The sequence below is a fragment of the Akkermansiaceae bacterium genome, from assembly GCA_024233115.1.
Classification (GTDB): domain Bacteria; phylum Verrucomicrobiota; class Verrucomicrobiia; order Verrucomicrobiales; family Akkermansiaceae; genus Oceaniferula.
Map to the genome: position 1 here is coordinate 120,043 of JACKQB010000006.1, position 18,376 is coordinate 138,418.

The 18,376-nt window shown below is 59.1% G+C and carries 13 protein-coding genes and 1 pseudogene; 4 read left to right on the forward strand and 10 right to left on the reverse strand.

Annotation, left to right across the window (positions count from 1 at the left end; all coding sequences use genetic code 11):
• Window positions 1-42 precede the first annotated feature (42 nt).
• The gene (locus H7A51_16650; GenBank protein ID MCP5537849.1) at window positions 43-834 is read left to right on the forward strand and encodes a hypothetical protein; all 792 of its coding nucleotides are present in this window, start codon (window positions 43-45) and stop codon (window positions 832-834) included.
• A 63-nt stretch (window positions 835-897) separates the two neighbouring features.
• Here the strand turns inward: H7A51_16650 and H7A51_16655 are convergent, their stop codons facing one another.
• The 4 genes from H7A51_16655 to H7A51_16670 form a co-directional block, all read right to left on the reverse strand.
• Window positions 898-1,881 (reverse strand): alpha-ketoacid dehydrogenase subunit beta, encoded by a 984-nt coding sequence (locus H7A51_16655; protein MCP5537850.1) that lies wholly within the window; start codon window positions 1,879-1,881, stop codon window positions 898-900.
• A 50-nt stretch (window positions 1,882-1,931) separates the two neighbouring features.
• Window positions 1,932-3,008, reverse strand: coding sequence for a pyruvate dehydrogenase (acetyl-transferring) E1 component subunit alpha (gene pdhA / locus H7A51_16660; GenBank protein MCP5537851.1), 1,077 nt, complete (start codon window positions 3,006-3,008; stop codon window positions 1,932-1,934).
• Window positions 3,009-3,172: 164 nt separating this feature from the next.
• Window positions 3,173-3,769 carry a Holliday junction branch migration protein RuvA gene (gene ruvA / locus H7A51_16665; GenBank protein MCP5537852.1) on the reverse strand — a complete coding sequence of 199 codons (597 nt, stop codon included), beginning with the start codon at window positions 3,767-3,769 and terminating at the stop codon, window positions 3,173-3,175.
• Between the two features lie 19 nt (window positions 3,770-3,788).
• Window positions 3,789-4,535 (reverse strand): M14 family metallocarboxypeptidase, encoded by a 747-nt coding sequence (locus H7A51_16670; GenBank protein MCP5537853.1) that lies wholly within the window; start codon window positions 4,533-4,535, stop codon window positions 3,789-3,791.
• A 63-nt stretch (window positions 4,536-4,598) separates the two neighbouring features.
• On the opposite strand from H7A51_16670, the gene galE reads away from it, so the two are divergent.
• Together galE and H7A51_16680 are read left to right on the forward strand one after the other, a co-directional pair.
• Complete coding sequence (galE, locus tag H7A51_16675) at window positions 4,599-5,594, forward strand: UDP-glucose 4-epimerase GalE (GenBank protein ID MCP5537854.1); 996 nt, start codon at window positions 4,599-4,601, stop codon at window positions 5,592-5,594.
• Between the two features lie 87 nt (window positions 5,595-5,681).
• A complete protein-coding gene (locus tag H7A51_16680) occupies window positions 5,682-7,835 on the forward strand; it encodes a hypothetical protein (protein ID MCP5537855.1) in 2,154 nt (717 codons plus the stop codon).
• A 156-nt stretch (window positions 7,836-7,991) separates the two neighbouring features.
• On the opposite strand, the gene H7A51_16685 is transcribed toward H7A51_16680, so the two are convergent.
• Window positions 7,992-8,813 (reverse strand): PEP-CTERM sorting domain-containing protein, encoded by an 822-nt coding sequence (locus H7A51_16685; protein ID MCP5537856.1) that lies wholly within the window; start codon window positions 8,811-8,813, stop codon window positions 7,992-7,994.
• 123 nt (window positions 8,814-8,936) lie between these two features.
• On the opposite strand from H7A51_16685, the gene H7A51_16690 reads away from it, so the two are divergent.
• Complete coding sequence (locus H7A51_16690; protein MCP5537857.1) at window positions 8,937-9,917, forward strand: AraC family transcriptional regulator; 981 nt, start codon at window positions 8,937-8,939, stop codon at window positions 9,915-9,917.
• Window positions 9,918-10,227: 310 nt separating this feature from the next.
• Here H7A51_16690 and H7A51_16695 read toward each other — a convergent pair whose 3' ends face one another.
• From H7A51_16695 to H7A51_16715, 5 genes and pseudogenes are all read right to left on the reverse strand, one after another.
• On the reverse strand, window positions 10,228-10,857 hold the full coding sequence (locus H7A51_16695; GenBank protein MCP5537858.1) for a PEP-CTERM sorting domain-containing protein: 630 nt from the start codon (window positions 10,855-10,857) through the stop codon (window positions 10,228-10,230).
• A 387-nt stretch (window positions 10,858-11,244) separates the two neighbouring features.
• Window positions 11,245-13,905 carry a hypothetical protein gene (locus H7A51_16700; GenBank protein ID MCP5537859.1) on the reverse strand — a complete coding sequence of 887 codons (2,661 nt, stop codon included), beginning with the start codon at window positions 13,903-13,905 and terminating at the stop codon, window positions 11,245-11,247.
• Window positions 13,906-13,931: 26 nt separating this feature from the next.
• A complete protein-coding gene (locus H7A51_16705; GenBank protein ID MCP5537860.1) occupies window positions 13,932-16,355 on the reverse strand; it encodes a hypothetical protein in 2,424 nt (807 codons plus the stop codon).
• Between the two features lie 158 nt (window positions 16,356-16,513).
• A pseudogene (locus H7A51_16710) lies at window positions 16,514-16,594 on the reverse strand (PEP-CTERM sorting domain-containing protein).
• Between the two features lie 973 nt (window positions 16,595-17,567).
• Entirely contained in the window at window positions 17,568-18,326 is a 759-nt protein-coding gene (locus H7A51_16715) for a PEP-CTERM sorting domain-containing protein (GenBank protein ID MCP5537861.1), read from the reverse strand.
• Window positions 18,327-18,376: the final 50 nt, after the last annotated feature.

Consider the following 18,376-nt stretch of genomic DNA (forward strand, 5'->3'; position numbering starts at 1 on the left):
CCGATTTCACCAGCGTCACACCTAACAACGAATCAAGTCCACATGATGTTCCACAGAACCCAGCTTCTCTTCGCCAGCCTCTGTGCCGCCGGCATTGGCCACACCTCCCTATCCGCCGCACCCGAGGCGGATTCTGTTAGGGTCAACATCCGGGTGGTCTGCGTGGCTTACCACGATACGGTGAGAAAAATAGAAATCAGCAAAGCCAAGTCCGATGCAAGGCTTGAGTTCAGCCTGTTTGACGATGCTTTTTCCAACCCCCAGATGTACAAGGGGCCGAGTGCGGTGCCGGTATTTTCACCGGGCCAGGAAAAGCCGTTTACCCACGTCAACGTACCAGAGGGAGCCAAGGATGTCATTTTCCTCTGTCTGCCTACCGCAGCTGATTCCGTCAACGAGCCATACCGCATCCTGGCGGTCAACGGGGGCTCCAAAAGCTTTCCTTTCGGGACCCGGCGCGTTTTCAACCTGACCAGGACAAACATCGGTCTACGTTATGGGGCAACGGAGAAGCGCGAGGTGATCGCCCCCGGAGTCAAACCAACCGATCTTGTGATCACGGAACAGAAAGCCGGCTCAGAGCGTTTCCCGATTGAGTTTTTTTATCAGCAAGACACACAATGGGTCCGCTTCTCAGCCACCCGATGGACCGTGGACCCGACCAAGCGCACCTTTCTCTTTATCGTGCAAAACCCGGCTTCCAACCGCATCAGGTATCGTGCTGTTTCCGAGTACTATGTTGATCCTGCCCTGGTCAAACAAAAGGAAGAAGAGGCTGCCAGAATCATGGAGCAAGAAGCCAAGGATGCGGAAAACGAACAGCGCGAGCGCTAGTTTCCCCGGCCAACAGCCCCATGCACCCCAGGCCCAGGCTTGACCCGGTCCGGGAAACTCCCTCTAGGCGATCCCCAGAACCTGCTCGATGATGCGGTGCTCGTTCGGAAGCTGCTCGTCCTCGATATGCGGCGAATAAATAGCAGGAGTATCGAGGGCACAGACACGCTTCACCGGCGCATCCAGATGATCGAAGGCGTGTTCCTGGATGAGGGTGGCAATCTGCGCGGAGACACCGCAGAAGGGTTTGCTTTCATCCACAAGCACCGCACGGTTGGTTTTCATGACCGTATCGATGATGGCTTGCTGGTCGAGAGGACGGATCGAGCGGAGGTCGAGAACTTCGCAGCTGATGCCGTGCTCGGACTGCAAGGTCTCGGCTGCGGCGAGGGCGCGGATGACACTGCGGCCATGGGCAATGAGGGAAACGTCGGAGCCCACACGCTTGATGTCCGCTTTTCCAAGAGGCACCAGATGATCACCTTCCGAGGGGTCAGGCACATGCCCTTTGGTTCCATAAAGCAGGGTGTTCTCCATGACGTAAACGGGATCGTTGTCACGGATGGCGGTTTTCATCAGCCCCTTGGCGTCGGAAGGAGTGGCCGGAGCACAGACCTTGAGGCCCGGGAAAGCGGCGAAGAGCCCTTCCGGACAATGGGAATGTGTTGCACCCACCGAAGTTCCGCCGTTGGCCGGGCCACGCATCACGATGGGCACGTTGCAGAGGCCACCGGACATGTAACGAACACAGGCGGCATTGTTGACGAGCTGGTCGAAGGCCACGGAGTGGAAGCTCCAGAACATCAGCTCCATCACGGGACGGATACCTAACATGGACGCGCCGATCCCCATGCCGATGAAGCCGGCTTCTGAAATGGGCGTATCCACAACACGTTTGCAGCCCCATTTGTCCCAGAGGCCTTCGGTCACCTTGTAGGCACCGTTGTACTGGGCGACTTCCTCACCCATGATCACGACTTTGTCGTCGCGGGCAAGTTCTTCATCGAGGGCTTCACGGATGGCGTGGCGGTAGAGGATTTCTCTCATGATTAAAAAGTGTAAAGTTAGCAGTGATCAATGATCCGTGCAAAAAGATGTTAGTCGTTGAAGAAGTGGCGGCCTGTATTTCCGGCTTCGGTGTTGTTGTCGGTCTCCCAGTAGACGTCGTCGAATATGGAATCGACGCTTGGCGCTGGCGACTGCTCGGCAAAGGCAGCGGAGCGATCGGCTTCGGTCTTGGCTTCCTTGTCGATGGCGTCGGCCTCGACGTCCGTGAAAACAGCCTCTTCAATCAGCCGGCGACGCCAGAGCCGAACCGGATCGTGGTAGGTCTTGTATTTTTCAATCTCCTCCGGTGTCCGGTATTTCTTGGCATTGGCATCTGCCACCGAGTGGCCGTAATAGCGGTAGGTCGCAATCTCGAGCACGGTCGGTTTACTCTCCTTGCGGGCACGTTCCATGGCGATGTGCGTCTTGGCCCGGACCTCGTAGAGATCCTCGCCATTGACCAGGTCCCAGTCCATGTCGTAGGCCTCCGCACGTTGGGCGAGGCAGTGTTTGTAGGAGCTGGAGCGATCCTGGCTGGTCCCCATCGAATACCCGTTGTTTTCGATGATGTATATCACCGGCAGCTGGAACAGGGCGGCGATGTTCAGACACTCGTGGAAAACACCCTGGTTGGTGGCGCCATCACCGAGGTAACAAAGACAGCAGCCCTCAAGCTCCTGGTACTTCACGCCGTAGGCAAGACCAAGACCAAGTGGGGTCTGCCCGGCAACAATACCGTGCCCACCCCAGAAATTCCTCGAGGGATCAAACAGGTGCATCGAACCCCCTTTGCCCTTTGCCGCCCCAGTCGCCTTGCCATAAAGCTCGGCCATACAGGAATTCATGTCCATCCCGACGGAAAGCGCGTGCCCGTGGCAGCGGTAGGCGGTGATCACGTGGTCGTTTTCCCCGCAAAGTGAAATAGTCCCGGCAGCCACCGACTCCTGACCGATATAGAGGTGCAGGAAACCGCCCATCATGCCTTTGTTGTAAAATTTCAATGCCGTCTGCTCAAAGCGGCGGATCCGTACCATATCGCGGAAAAACTGGACTTTCTGGGCGGCGGTCAGGTCTTTGTTGACCTTGGACTGGGCAAAATCGAGCATGGAAGGTGTGGAATCGATCATATAGGTAGCGGGAGTGGTGTGGAAGGGCAGTAGTGGGTCGCCTGACGAGGTTCAAGCTCAAATCCATTCTACGACATAAAGCTGGCATCTCTGGGTGAGCCGGACAAGGCTAGCCAGCCACCATTGGATTGGCGAGTAAAATTCAAGTCACCATCGGTTTCCACCTATGAATTCAGCATCCTCAGGGAATCGCGCAGCAGGTCTTCGGTCGAGGCGGATGGTTTGAGTTTGGACACCGCCGCCACCGCCTTACGGGCTTCGGCCTGTTTGTAACCAAGACCAATCAGCGCCGATTCCGCGTCGACAGCGGCACTCGGCACCGCATCACCGGCGGCGGCCTGCCACGCCTCGGCCACCCCCACCTTGTCCTTGAGTTCAAGGATGATACGTTCGGCTGTTTTTTTACCGAGACCCTTGATCTGGGAAAGGGCTGCCGCATCCCCCGCGACCACACAGCCTTTAAAATGTCCCACCGGCATCCCGCTGAGCACCGACATCCCAATCGCCGGACCAATGCCGCTGACCCTCTCGATCAACAGCAAAAACAAATCCCGCTCCGCATCCGTGGCAAATCCATACAGCGTGTGGGCCGTCTCGCGGATATGAAGGTGCGTGCGTAACTCCACCTCCTTGCCCACCACCGGATTGATGGCATCATAGGTGCTGAGCGAGACCGTCAGCAGATACCCCACCCCGTTGACATCCACCACCAGTCTGCCTGGCAGAGCCTCTAACACCTTTCCTCGTATACGCGCGATCATCACCCGTATTAGACCCGCCTCACGCCCCCCGCGTCAACAGCAATTCCTCAACCGCTTTGCAAACGGCGAGTTTGTGACATGCGACCCGCCTTTCCAGCTCCAGTGAGCTCGGTGTCTCCAGGGTGTATGAGACCTGCGTTCCCCGCTGTGCCATGTAGATCGCCTCGGGCCAGTCCTCGGGGAAGTCCGCTCGTGGCTTGTGGAAAATCCACCCCGGCTCGCGCACCTGGTGATCATCGATGACCGGGCTGGGTTCAGGTTCAATTTCGGCGGCCGCCGCCTCAAGAATCGAATGGGCAACACTGGCACAGGCATACTTCTGGATCTCGTAGAGATAAAAACCGCTGCTCTCCCAGTCCTCGTGTAATGATAGAAACACATCAGGCACCGGCTGCCGGGCCAGCCAGCCGACATGCCCGCGCACCTCATCCGTCGCCATCCGTAAATAATCCCTGTTGAGATCCACTCCCTGCGCATTCCCGCGGGTGCCGGCCGCTATCCCGGTCGGGTTGATCAGCGGACAAATCCGCCACTCGACCTCATTCCCAAAACATCCCTCAGCCATCATCTCCATCACCGCCCGGGGGCCGGCGGGTTCGTCGCCATGCATTCCCGACGACAGATAAACCCTGGCACCACCTGCCACCGACCGGGTAAATGCGGGGATCTCATACCCGCCCACCGCCGCGACCACTTCACGCACAAAACCACGCCCTGCCGCCAGACGACTGAATGTTTGTAAATAATCGGCTACATCAAAACTCACGCGATGACTCTAATACCCAAACTTGAAACTTGAAACTTCAAACTTGAAACTTAGTCTGAACTCATGAACGTCCTCGTCGTCGGAGGCGCTGGCTACATCGGTAGCCACTGCGTGAGACAACTCCAAGCTGCTGGCCACTCTCCTTTTGTTCTCGATAACCTCGTTTACGGCCACCGCGCCGCCGTTGCCGACGATATCCCCTTCTTCGAGCAAGACCTTGGAAACCGCGCCGCCGTTAGAAAAATCCTCGCGGACAACAAGATCGAGGTCGTGATGCACTTCGCCGCCTACATCAACGTCGGTGAATCGGTGAACATCCCGCTGAAATACTACGAGAACAACGTGGGCAACACCATCCAGCTGCTGCTCGCCATGACCGATGCCGGGGTGAAGAAATTCGTCTTTTCCTCCACCTGCGCCACCTACGGCGAGCCGGATACCCTGCCACTCGTCGAAGACCTTCCACAAGAACCCATCAACCCCTACGGCCAGACCAAACTCCAGGTCGAAGCCATTCTCAAGGACCTCGCCCATGCCGGGGAAATCTCCTCCGCCGTCTTCCGCTACTTCAATGCCTCCGGCGCCGCCGCCGACGGCACCATCGGCGAAGACCACTTCCCCGAAAGCCACCTGATCCCACTCGCCATTTTTGCCGCGACCGGACAACGCGGCGCGCTCAAAATCTTTGGCACCGACTACCCGACGCCCGACGGCACTTGTCTGCGCGACTACATCCACGTCGACGACCTTTCACGCGCCCACATCGCCGTTTTTGACCAGCTCGACGAGCCTAACACATTTGTCCACTACAATCTGGGGACTGGCAAACCCACCTCTGTCCGTGAAATCCTTGATGCGGTGGAAAAAGTCACCGGTCTGCCCGTACCCGCCGAAGAAGCGCCGCGCCGCCCCGGTGATCCGCCATCGCTCTATGCCGACAACACCAAGGCCCGCAAAGGCCTCGGCTGGGAGCCCGAGCACATGGACATCGAGTCCACCATCGCCTCCGCCTGGAGATGGCACCAAAGCCACCCCGACGGCTACGGCGACCCGAAGTAGGGCGGCTTTGCAAGCTGCCGACAACCTGGATACGGCTACCCATCCTGCCGACAAGCGACAAACCTGTCCTCCTGTCCGGCACCTCTCATGGGGCCTTATCGACGGCCGGTATGGCATTGCCCGACCGCACTGGAAACCGCACTGGAAACCGCACTGGAAAGCAAGGGCATCGACGCGCATTTCGAGCGTTGGCTGTTGCCGATCATCGAACGCGCCGGCGACAAGGCGGGGCGCACGCTGAAATACATCCACATCGACAGTTGGGAAGGTGGCCGCCAGAACTGGTCGTCAGATTTCCCACAGGAGTTTCTCAAACGCCGCGGCTACGCAATCGAGCCGTGGCTGCCTGCGCTGGCTGGCCGAGTGGTGAAAAGTGTCGACTTGACCGAGCGTTTCTTCCGCGACATGCGCCTGACGGTGCAGGAGGTGATGCTGAACGAATACATCGACCGCCTGAAGGAGCGCTGCGCCGAATACGGTATCCAGTTTTCCTGCGAACCCTACGGACGTGTCTGTGTCAATGCGCTCGACTACGCCAGCCGCGCCGACCTGGTGATCGGCGAGTTCTGGACCGGGCGCAAACAGCGTCCGCCCTATGTCGGTCGTTGGGAGCCACTGTTTGATGCGGAGAAATTCCCGCCCGATCGGCCGCAGTTCGCCGGTTACTGGTATAACTCGATGAAAGGCCTGGCATCCATCGCCAACACCTACGGCAAGAGCGTCGTCGGCGCGGAAGCCTTCACCGGCTGCCGCGGCTGGGGCGATCACCCTTACCTGTTGAAATCGATGGGCGACGAGGCCTTTGCCGAGGGCATCAACCGCTACATTTACCACCTCTACGCGCACCAGCCCTACGATGACATGCAGCCGGGGCTGACCCACCGCCGCTGGGGGCAGCACATCAACCGCCACCAGACCTGGTGGAACATGAGCGGTGATTACTTCGACTACGTCGCCCGCTGCCAGTTCCTGCTGCAGCAAGGCCGCCGCGTGGTGGACGTCGCCTGTTTCTACGACGAGTCCGCGCCGCTGAGTTTTAACGATATCCATTTCGACCCGCCGGCTGGATACGACTACGATCTCTGCACCTCGGAAATCATCGCCAGAATGGAAGTCCGCGACGGTAAATTGGTGCTGCCCACCGGCGTCAGCTACCGCTACCTGGTGGTTTGGCCGGACCGGATGAGCCTGCCACTGGCACGCAATATCGAAAAACTGCGCAGCGCGGGTGCAACGGTTTATGTTCAGCAGGAAGTCGTTGGCACCCTTGGGCTGGAAGGTTTTCCCAGCGCCGATGCCGAGGTCAAAAAAATCGCCGCGAACTGGCCGCGCCTACCGAAGGGCAGGCTCCCTGAAGTGTTTGAAAATGACAAACTCGCGCCGGACTTCAGCGGTGAGGGGCTGAACTGGATGCACCGCTTCGTCGATGGCGTGGACTTCTATTTCGTCGCCAACCCGGACGACAAAGAGGTCGAGCGCGAGTGCCGCTTCCGCGTGACCGGCAAGCAGGCCGAGCTGTGGAATCCCGAGACCGGCGAAATCACCCGCCTGCCCGGAGTGCAAAGCCAGGACGGCATCAGCAGCGTGAAACTGCGCTTCGGCCCGACCCAAAGCTGGTTCGTCGTCTTCCGCGACAAGGCGAGTGGCGGACAGCTTGCAGCCAAGCCATTTCCCACTTGGAAAACCCAACAGGAGTTGGCGGCAACGAACTGGAAACTATCCTTCGATCCCAAACGCGGCAGCGATCAAACCCTGACCCTCGACAAGCTGCGCTCGTGGACCGAGTTCGACCAGCCGCTGGTGAAATACTACTCCGGCACCGCCGTTTACCGCGCCCAGGTGGAGGTTGCCGCCGACATCGTATCGGCCGGCCCCTTGTTCCTCGACCTCGGCGAGGTCAGCGCCATCGCGCGGGTCAAGGTCAACGGCAAGGACTGCGGCATCGCCTGGAAACCACCCTACCGCGTGGATGTCAGCAAGGCGCTGGTCGCCGGAGCTAACAGCCTGGAAATCGAAGTCGCCAACACCTGGCGCAACCGGATGATCGGCGACGAGCATTTACCGCTCGACGCCAACTGGAAGTCATGGGAAAAACTCAACGCCTGGCCGGAGTGGTTCAAGCAGGGCAAACCGCGCCCGAGCGGTCGTCTCAGCTTCACCACCGCGCGCCACTACACCCCGGACGCTGCCCTGCAACCTTCCGGACTGCTCGGCCCGGTGCGCATCATCTCCCGCAAGTGACGCGACGGGCACGTAACAGTGTGCCAAATATACCGTCGATACTGGGGCAACAAAAAGCTCCGGGGCATGGGACATTGCTGTCAACCATACCACCGGAGCTTTGAGATGTTTTTTATAGCCTCCAGCCGGTGAATGGACCGGCCGAGGCGTTTCCTGTCAGCGTCTGCGGCGCAGGACAAAGGCGCACAGCCCCAGTGCCGAGAGCAGGGCGGACGATGGCTCGGGCACCTGGGTCAGACTGACATCGTCAACAAGCAGGCGGATTGTCTCGCCGCTATCATAGCCGTCGTTCAGGAGGTTGAAGGAGAGGGTCGCATTGTTGCCATTGGTACCCAGCGTGTCGCTGATGGTCACGGTGTGGCTGACCTGTGCCCAGTCGCCGCCGGAGGCAGCACTATCCAGATCCAGGTAGTAATCCGCCGTGATCCCCTCCGCCGCAGCTTCTGCGGCTGAACCTGTGTAAACGGTGAAATCCCCGATCCACGGCCAGTCTCCCTGGGACTGGAAACCGATGCGGGCGAAGCCATCCTCTTTCTGCCAGCCTGCAAAGTTTTCGATACCGAGCCACATCGTGATGTTAATCTGCGCGCCACGGATTTCCCCGACCGTCAACGCATGGCTGCTGCCGTTGCTGTCGGAGGTGCCCTGCAGCCCTTGATAGAGCCAGGCGCTGCCGCCGCTGCCGCTGACATACATCATGGCGACCTGCTCGTTGGAGCCGCCGTCGTGCGTGCTCCAGTTGGTTTCCCCAACCACGTTTTTGTGTCGGGTTTCTCCGAAGCCGCCACCGTTGTCGCGGGTCCAGCCGGTGATGTCGGCGTCCGCCTCCTGGCCGTCGGTCCGGGCAGGTGCCTCAAAGCCCGCATTGGCAAGCGGGTCCAGGCTGGTAAGGGCTGCGGATGCCGGCAGCGCGATAGCCAGTAGGCAGCTTGCAATTCCCCCCTTGTGCCAAAGGGCTGTCTGGTATGTGGAAGTCATGGTTTTCATCGTTCGTGGTACTTGTCTTGGATATATTTATTGCGAATGGACGCATTGACAGAGCATGGTCATACAGACTCCGCTCCATGAGAATGCCTTTTTACCGGGATTTGATCAAGATTTTTGAACCCAAGGATTGAGCCATTATTTATTGTGTTTTTCCTTTATCTGTATTGTTTTTATGCCTATTTACCCATCAATCAAGCCATGATGAAACCGTTCAGACAATCCCTGCCCGTCGGCAACGCGCGTTTCCACGACCCTCTTTATCTGACCAGCATCGGCTGTGAGGACATCGGGGTGGCCGAACGCTACCCGCACGCCGACGCACCGTTGTTTTTCTTCGACTGGGACGAGGGGCGCATCCTGCCGGAAAGCTGTCTGGTGCTCGTCACTGGTGGCCAGGGGGAGCTGCATAGCGACAAAGGGCGGGTGCGGCTCGGGGCGGGTGACGTGTTCCTGGTCCAGCCCGGCGAGTGGCACCGGCACCGCCCCCTGCCGGAGACCGGGTGGTCGATCTGGTGGATTCATTACCACGGCGATGATTCGGCGCGCTGGAGCCGGGAGGGGCTCTACAAATTGTCCGGTAATCTGGTGGAGGTGGCCGACCGTGGACTGTTTCAGGCCCAGTTCGAGCGCCTGTTGAAATCACTGCATGACGACGTCAAGTCGGTGTCGCACAACATCATCATGCAGACATACGGGCTGCTGTCCCATATTTTGTTAGACAGCCATGCGGATGAGGTGAATACGACCGGTCTAACGAAGGACGGGGTGGTCAACGAGGCGATCGACTACATCTGGGGCTATGGCCACTGGGCGCTGACGGTGCCCGATGTGGCGCGGCATCTCGGAATTGCGCGGCGGACCCTCGACCGACGGTTCAGCAAGGCGCGCGGGCGCAGTGTGCTGGAGGAAATCCTGAACTGCAAGCTGACCCGCTCGGCAAGGCTGCTGCGCGAGACGGACATGCAGATCAAGGAGATTGTCCACCGGGCGGGTTTCAGCTCGGACGAGCAGTTCCGGGTGGCGTTTCACAGGGCCTACGGCAGCTCCCCCGGCGCCTACCGGAAAAGCTGCGGCGAACAGCAGGAGTCGGGGTAAGCGCATCCGTTCGGCGCCGGGTCGCCTCCCTCAAGCGCCGCCGGCGACGATCCGGACGTCCTTGCGCCGTGACTCCGGGGTGACGGTGAGTTTTTCGAGTTTGCCGTTCTTGTAAACGCCCTCACCTCCGCCGATCAAGGCATCGCCCCATGGCTACTCGTCCCCGGTCTCATCCACTATGACCCGCGTCATCATTATACCTGAAAAGCGAAAGGTGCGCATTTTTCCCAGCTAGCGTTACAAACGAAAAGCCCGCCCCCAGTGAAGGGAACGGGCTTGGAAAATGATTCTCGCTGTTAAAGGCAGCCCATTACTTGCGGCGGCGTAGGATCAGTGCAAGTCCGCCGAGACCAAGGAGAGCCGCTGATGATGGCTCTGGAACCTCAGTAACGTCGTAACTCACGTTATCGATAAATGTGGTGCGGTCGCCGGATTGGGCGATGCTAGTGAACTGCACATTGTAGGTGCCAGCAGTGACAATGGTCCCCTCGTTGGAACTGACCGCATTCCAAGAACCAACCGTCGGAGTGAAGTTGCCGAGGTTGATCGTGGCCGCCCCGATGAGCGACACATTGATCGTCAGTGCCCCGGATCCTACATTGCGTCCAGCAGCGAAGAGGTCGATCGTTACTTTATCTCCGGCATTAAACGCATGCCCGGCCGTATCAGTGAGTGTCCCTGTCCAAGTTCCGTTATTACCATTGGAAAACTGCCCATAGCCCGTGCCCGACGGCGGTGTCGGCACCCCCGTGTAGCCGAGCTGATTATCGTCGATTGCTGTCCGTCCCTGGGGCCCGGCCGGTAGAGCGGCGACGGTCCATTGACCCGTTGAAGCAGGGCCAGTGCTTCCCCAGCCTGTTTCTGTCGTGTAGGTAAGGCCATCGAAGTTATCGGTAACGATAGTCGTTGCGGAGCCAAGCTGAATGAGCGCGGCCGACATTGCGAAGCCGAGCAAGGCTTTTTGATTTGTTTTCATGGGTTGTGTTGGTGGTTGTTGCGAAATTTTTTATTAAAAATGGACGCATTGACAGAGCATGCGTCATACAGACTCCGCTCTGTGAGAATGCCTTTTTACCGGGGTTTACTCAAGATTTTTTAACCCAAAGATTGAGACATTATTTATTTTATAATCCCTTTAATTTAGTAGCCAATCTATCTAATTACCCATAAATCTGGCCATGAACAGGTCGAGATGAAACCTTTTAGGCAATCCCAGCCCGTCGGCAACGCATGTTTCTACGGCCCTCTTTATCTGACCAGCATTGGCGGCAAGCACATCGGGGTAGCCGAGTGCTAGCCGCATCTGTTAGTCTCAGGATCGCCTCCCTCAAGCGCCGCCGGCGACGATCCGGACATCCTTGCGCCGTGACTCCGGGGTGACGGTGAGTTTTTCGAGTTTGCCGTTTTTGTAAACGCCCTCGACGGTGGTGTTGTGCGGGGCGTGGAGCTTGAAGTTGACGTCCCAGTCCTTTGGCCAGGCGGGCAGGAGGTAGATCTGGTCGCCCTCGCTTTGCATCAGCATGGTCTGGAAAGTTCTGGTCAGCACGCCGCCGTGGTCCTGGTCGGGCACCCAGTCGTAGTTCGGCCCCCAGAAGGCGGGGAAACGTGAGTTTTTATCGTTTTGGCGGGCGCGGGCGACGAGGTTCTTGCGTGCCAGCTCGGTTTGTCCGAGGTAAGTCATGAACAGATCGTCCTGGCGCCAGCCGGAGTTACCACGGTCCCAGCGGTGTTTGAGCGCGTTGATACCGAGCTGGCGGTTGTCCTTTTCAAACGAGCACAGTCTGAATGGGAAAACGGCGTAGAGTTCCGGGTTTTCGACGTTGCGTTTATCCTTGCAGATGGTGGCGGGGGCGAGCGCCTTGCCGTCCGGGGTGTCGCGCACGGGAAGTGGGGCGAGCTTGGCGAGGAAGCTTTTCAGCTCGGCGCGGGTGGCGGCGGGCACGGAGTCGGACGGCAGTGCCAGCAGGCGCGGGATGATGGCGCGTAGTCCGGCGAGTTCCGGCATCGGGTTGGTGCAGTCCCACCAGGTTTCCAGTGCCTGCGACGGGTGCATGACCAGCTGGCCGTCGGTGTTGGTTTTGTAGTAGCCGTCGAAAAAACGGACCACGGCGACGGCGGTGGGCAGGATGCGTTGTTGCAGCAGTTTTTCATCGCCCGAGTGATCGTAGGCGTCGAGCATCATCCAGACGAGCTCGGGGCCGGCGACCCATTCCCATTTGTGGTATCTGCTCTCCTGCAGCGGGTCCTTGCGTTCGGACTGCGGTTTCCAGCCGTAGGATTCGTTGAAGACATCACCCCAGAAGTGGATGCACTCGGCGTAGTAGGCCGCGTTTTCCAGACCGAAGTATTCCTTGGTGCGGTGTTTGTTGTAGGGAAGGATGTCATCGACATACATGCGGAACAGCGGTTCCAACATCTCCATATCGCCGCTGGCGCAGAGGCCGAGGTAGGGCAGGCGCGTGTTCTGCCACCAGTAGCCGGGGCCCCAGCGGCGGTAGTCGGCATCACCCGGCTTGTTGCCGTATGGCACGGTGAACAGCGAGCCGTTGAACTTGATCGGGTAGGCGCCGCGACCGGCGCAGGCGGTGATGAAGCGCTGCAGGGCATACATCCGGCTGACGTAGGCGGCGTCGTCGGAGTTCGCGTGGGAGGTATCGATGACCTGCTTGCCGTCCACCGACACCGTCCAGCCTGAGGCCGTGGCGCGGGTGGTGACCTTTGCCCATTTCCCGGCGGGCAACACGCCCTTGGCGTTGAATTGTTTGTCGCCGACGATCAGGCGCAGGCTGTTGCCGGGGTGGGTGTCGAGCAGGAAGCCGTCGTTGCCGCCCGGTGTGATCTTGTCGAAAATACGACCCTTTTCGCCTTTGGCGGGATTCACCTCGGCCTCCAGGGTGAAGGGGAGTGCAAACGATTTCGGGATGCGGGTATTGCGGATCGCACCGGAAAACTTGTTGCCGCCCGCCTGGTCGACGCCCACGCGCAGCGGGTGTTTGTTGTCGGCGGGTGAGGATGCTTGGTCCTGTTTCATGCCGGGGTTGTTAGACGCGTGAATCCAACTGCGCTGCCAGAAGGAACTCCACCATTGTTCGTGGGCGGTGCGGCGTTCGGCGAGGGGTGATTTCTCGGTGCTGGCGATCTGTGCCTGGATGTCGCGCAGCCATGCCTCGGGGGTGGACGGGTGACGGGTGAGCACGTGCACGCTGAAGTGGTGCGACTGGGCGGCGGCGGATTGCAGGTGGGTGTCGTCGAGGCGTTTGCCTTGGTCGGCGGTGATGACGGCGCCGAATGTCCGGTGCAGCAGCGGGTCCTGGCGCTTGTATCCGGTCATGCCCTGGGTTTCGGCATGCTGGGCGGGTCCGACGGATTTGATGTTGTGATGATACCAACCGATTCTGTTAGTCAGCGCGGGGATGATGGTGTCGGGCTCGACGACGGTGGGGGCGTGCATGTTGCGGGGTTTGGCTCGGTCCATCATCACGTCGCTGCATTCGACCTCCGACAAGGTGAGCTTTTTGGTGCGCCAGAGTTCGACCGATGCGGTGGCGGTGACTGCTTTTTGACTTTGCACATCGACATGCACCGTCGGGTGGTTGGCATCCGCCCAGAGGCGCAGCGTGGTGCCGTCGCCGAGGCGCACATGCATGGTGCCGGACTCGAGCGAGAGCTCCTGAAGGAACGGAGTGACCGCAGGTGCGGGGTCGAGTTTCACCCGGACTTTGCCGAGCTTGAGCAGACGTGCGTTGTCGCCCCACGAGTCGCTTTTGCCGATGAAGAAAACGAGGTCGCCGGACGGCTCCACCCAGGCGTTCAACGAGATGTCGCCATTGCCCAAGGGCATCGAGCCGGTGTGGTTCTTGCTGGGGGAATCCCAGATGACGTTGTGCGTTTTCGGCGAGGTATCCTGGGCCTGGGCACACGGAACGAATGCCAGGGTGACAAGAGTTGTTAGGAGGCTGAGGCGGGCTGGTCGTTGGCTGGGTTTCATGTTTTAAAATTAAATGTGAGAAAAAATCATCGAGAGGCGAACACGCGGACATCTTTACGGCGGGACTCCGGGGAGACTTTCATTTCGACCAACTTTCCGTCGCGCACCACGCCGGACACGATGGTGTTGCGCGGGGCGTGGAGTTTGAAACTCGCGTTCCAGTCTTTTGGCCAGGCGGGAAGAAGGTGGATCTCGTCACCGACGGTTTGCATGATCATTTCCTGCAGTCCGATCATGCCGGAGCCGCCCCAGTTGTGGTCGGGCACCCAGTCGTGACCCGGCCCCCAGAAAGTCGGGTAGCGTCGCGGGGAGTTTTTCAGTTTCTGGACATTGTAGTTGGAGGCCTCCCTGGTCATACCCATGCGGGCGTAGAAAATGCCGTCCTGGTGCCAGCTCTTGACGATGTTTTTGGGAAACCTGCCGTGTTTCCAGGTGTTGCGGAAGGTGTCGATCTCCGGCTCCCCCAGCTGATAGCGGTTGAATGGGAAAAGCGGGTAGAACTGCGGGCACTCGACGTTCTGGTACTTGAGCCACGACTCGGCGGGCTTGACGACTTTGTCGCCCTTGATTTTTTCAAAAAAGAGACCGGGCATGCGCTGGAGATAGGCGCGGTAGTATTCCTTTTTTTCCTTCGGTAAAATCGAGTCGTCCAAGGCGATCAGAGCCTCGAGGCAGGCGCGGATACCGGAAACCAGATCGGCCGGGTTTTTAGCACCGCGGTAGGACTCACAGGAGGTCGAGGGGTAGAAAACGAGTTTCCCGTCCGGGCCGAGCGGCTTGCCGTTCCGGATCATCTGGCGTTTCTGGTAATGTTCGTCGAAGAAGACGAGCGACGCCTCGATGAGCGGCAGCCACGGTTTCAGGTCGGCTCCGGTGAAGCGGTGGTATTCCAACATCATGTAGGCGTTCTCCACCTGGGATTCCCAGTGGTAGGAGACCGAAGGGTTGGCCATGACCCCGTGCTCCGCCGGTTTTCCGTAACCCGCCAAGCCGTTGATGGAGGGGTCGCCAAAGGGGACTTCCTTGCCACGGGCACGACCGGATGGAGCGGGCCACCCCCAGCCGGCGCCGAAGGCGATGCCGGAGTCGTTCATATACTCGCAGAACACGGCACCGGCGTGGCCGAAATGGGCTTTCGCCTTGATCGTTGCGCCGGGAAGGCCGCGACGGTAGAAGTTGAACTGTGGCAGGATGGCGTCGAAGTCACCCGACTTCAACATCGGCCAGTAGAGCAGCCGCTGGTTCTGCGCGGTAAACACATCCCCGCCCCAGGCGCGCCAGTCCGGATCGTAGGGTCGGTTTTTATCCACCAGCACCGGGTCGAAGGTGAGGTTGCCGCCGTTGAATTTGGTCGGGTGGGAGCCGGTGGCGTTGCAGCCGAGTTGGTAGCGGAAGAGGTTGTAGTTTCGACCGGCCTGCCAGACCGATGACGACGGGTCGGGTTTGGTCGGGTTGATCGCGATCCAACTGCGCTGCCAGAACTGGTGCCACCAGGCGATGGTTTGCTTGCGATGGGTGTCGATGTTTTTATCGGCGGCGGTTTTCAGCAGTGCGTTTTTCCAGTCGGCCAGGTTCTCGGCCTGGGACAGATGGGTGGTGATCTGCAGATGCTGACGGCGGGCAGGGCGGCTGCTTTTCAGGCTCCAGGCGCGAAAGGGGGTGATGGCATACTTGCCCTCGGAGGTTCCGGCGGGAACAAAACCCTCGCCTTGCAGCAGGCCGCCAAAGGTGCGGTTGGCAATGGCGTCGGGGATGTGAGCCGCGTGCTCCTGCAAGCCCTGCTGCTCGATCAGCAAGGTGGGAATCTGGCATTGGGCGGGGTTGCGGTGGTAGAAAAGCACCCCACCGTGTCCGAACTCGACCTGGTCCTTGAGCTTGACGACTTTTCCAGGGTAGGCCTCGAGCGAAAAGCAGCCAAAGCGCGCGCCTTTACCCTTCAGCTCCCGATCCTGCAGTCGCCAATTCTCGTAGCTGGCGGTCACCTCCACCGGCTTGTCGGCATCGATGTCCAGATGGATGACCGGTCGTCCGGTTTCCACCCAGAAGCGCATTTTCACCGGCGGTGCGCCCTCGCCGCCACCGGCTTCCAGATGGATGCAGCCGTTGTGCAGATCCAACTCTTGGCGAAAGGACTCGCCATTGGCAAACGGGTTAGGGCTGAGCTTCACGCGCAGTCGCCCGAGTTTGAGATACTCGCCATTCTCGCTGAACGAGCCGCTGCGCTGGAAGTACGCGAACAACTCGCCGTTTTCCACCCAGACATTGCAACCGATGTCCCCGCCGCCCACCGGCATGGAGTCCGCCGCGTTTTTCCCCTGGGAATCCCAGACCACATTGTAGCTGGAGAGGGTTTTCAGCCAGTCGTCTTCAAGAGGCCCGGCAAGCGACGGGATACCCAAGCGGGTTGCGGCGATGGCAAGGAGGAGTGGCAGGCGGTGTGGTGATTTCATGCTTCGAATAGGGCTAGCTTAGTGACGATGGATAGGCTGGGAATCTTTCTGATATCTTCCTAACAGACGATACTTGCCTGCTGGTGTCGGGTCAGAAAAAACCCGGTGAAGGCACGCCCCCACCGGGTTGAAATGGTATGCGAAGACACAACCTGCTGTTAGTCTTTGCGACGGCGGAGGATCAGGGCAAGTCCGCCGAGGCCGAGCAGCGCGGTGGTGGATGGCTCGGGCACCAGGACAAAGGTGTCTTCATAGAAACGCAGGGACGAGGAATCCGCCTGACTTGAACCTACAGTGCCAGGAGCGCCGGCACTGCCAAAATCCTCGCGCAGGGGAGAGACGCCCGAACCTCCTTGCCTGAAGCCTCCGTTGACCTCGCCACTCCAGTCGGTGATGGCTCCTCCGGTCACGCTACCGATCAAATTACCGTCGATAAACCAGTTCAGGGTCGATGACGTGGCGTCCGTATCGAGGGACACCACCCAGGAGCGGCTTTTGTTCAAGTCGTCGCCTGAGGTGGGCTTGTAGCTCAATGCCGCTGTGTCACCGTTGACCCTGCCGCCAAGTCTTGTGCTGCCGGACTCAGCCTGCAGGTAAAAGGTGTCGTCCGTGTCCAGCCACATCAGGCTGAGGCCATTGCTGGTTCCGTTGCCCACGGTGAAGATGAAGTCGCGAGTGTCGTTGGGACCCAGAGCCTTCAAGGTCATTTCCCAGGCGATCGTGATGTCCGAGGTCGTGCTGAGCACAGTGTCTCCGTCGATGGTTCCCTCCTCGCTGTCGGCAAATTGCGCGGAGCCGATGCTGCCATAAGCGGCGCGTTCATACTGCGGGGTCAGTAATCCCAGCTGGCCTACGGTGACGGTGGCCGCCTGGCTGTTCACGACAAGTGCGCCGGCAGAGAGGCTGGCCAGCTTCAGGAAAATCGGGGTAATGTGGTTTGGTTTATCTACTTTCATGTCAATTCTGTGGTTTCCGGTATTTTACATTCAAAGTTGCATCCATTCAAAGTTACCTTCGAAGCGACAACAACCCTGAGCGAGTGGGACGGTGCCATCACATGACGCTATGCCTTGCCCAAGGCTTGTATTGAACGTTTCCTATAAAAACATAGGCCATTTCCCCAGTCCATCAAAAAAAGCCTGAAAAAGCATCAACCAAGCCATTTGCCACAGCCCACCGGGTTGCAAGGACATGCGGAGACGCTGACTGCTGTTAGCCTTTGCGGCGGCGGAGGATCAGGGCAAGTCCGCCGAGGCCGAGCAGCGCGGTGGTGGATGGCTCGGGCACGGCGGTGACGGTGATTCCCTCGACATAGAGATTGCGGTTGGTAGCGCCATCGAAACCTGCCGCAAAGCGGACGTTGTCGGGTGCCTTGCCGGCACCCCAGTTGCCCGACTTGGTGAAAATGGTGGTGGTGCTCACCGTCATGGAGAGATCCCAGTCCCCGGCTGCGTCCCAGGACAAGGTCCAGACTCCGGGTGTTGTTGTATTGGTGCTTGGGGTGAACTGGTCGCCAGACCCGGCATCATTCCACGTCGCATTTCCAGTTCCATCGGTGTCTCCATTGATTCTAGTCCCGTCCACTAAAGCTGTGCTTGCGCGGTCGTAGCTTAAGGAGATGAGGTTTGTTGTGCCGTCCCTCAAATACAAAGAGCCATAGATGTTGGTCGATCCGTTGGCAAATGCAGTCCAGGTCATGGTGCCTGCGCCGACGTCACCAAAGCTGAATGCGGCGGAGGGCGTCCATGAAGTGCTGCTGTCCGTCACGTAAAGACCGTTTGTGGTGTCTATCGTGGAAACGTTATTGAACGTCCAGCCATCGGAGGCAAGACTGCCAATCGTGTGTGTGCCATCGGTGAAGTCATAGTCCACAACCGTCGTGGCGGCGGTGGCGGCAGCGGGTGTTAGGAGGAAACAGGCTGCGGCCGTGAGTAGTGTGTTTCTTGTTTTCATGCTGTGTGTGTTTTTCATGGAGTGTGTTTGTGTGTAAGATTTGGGATTTGTTTCCTGAGGTAGAGCCC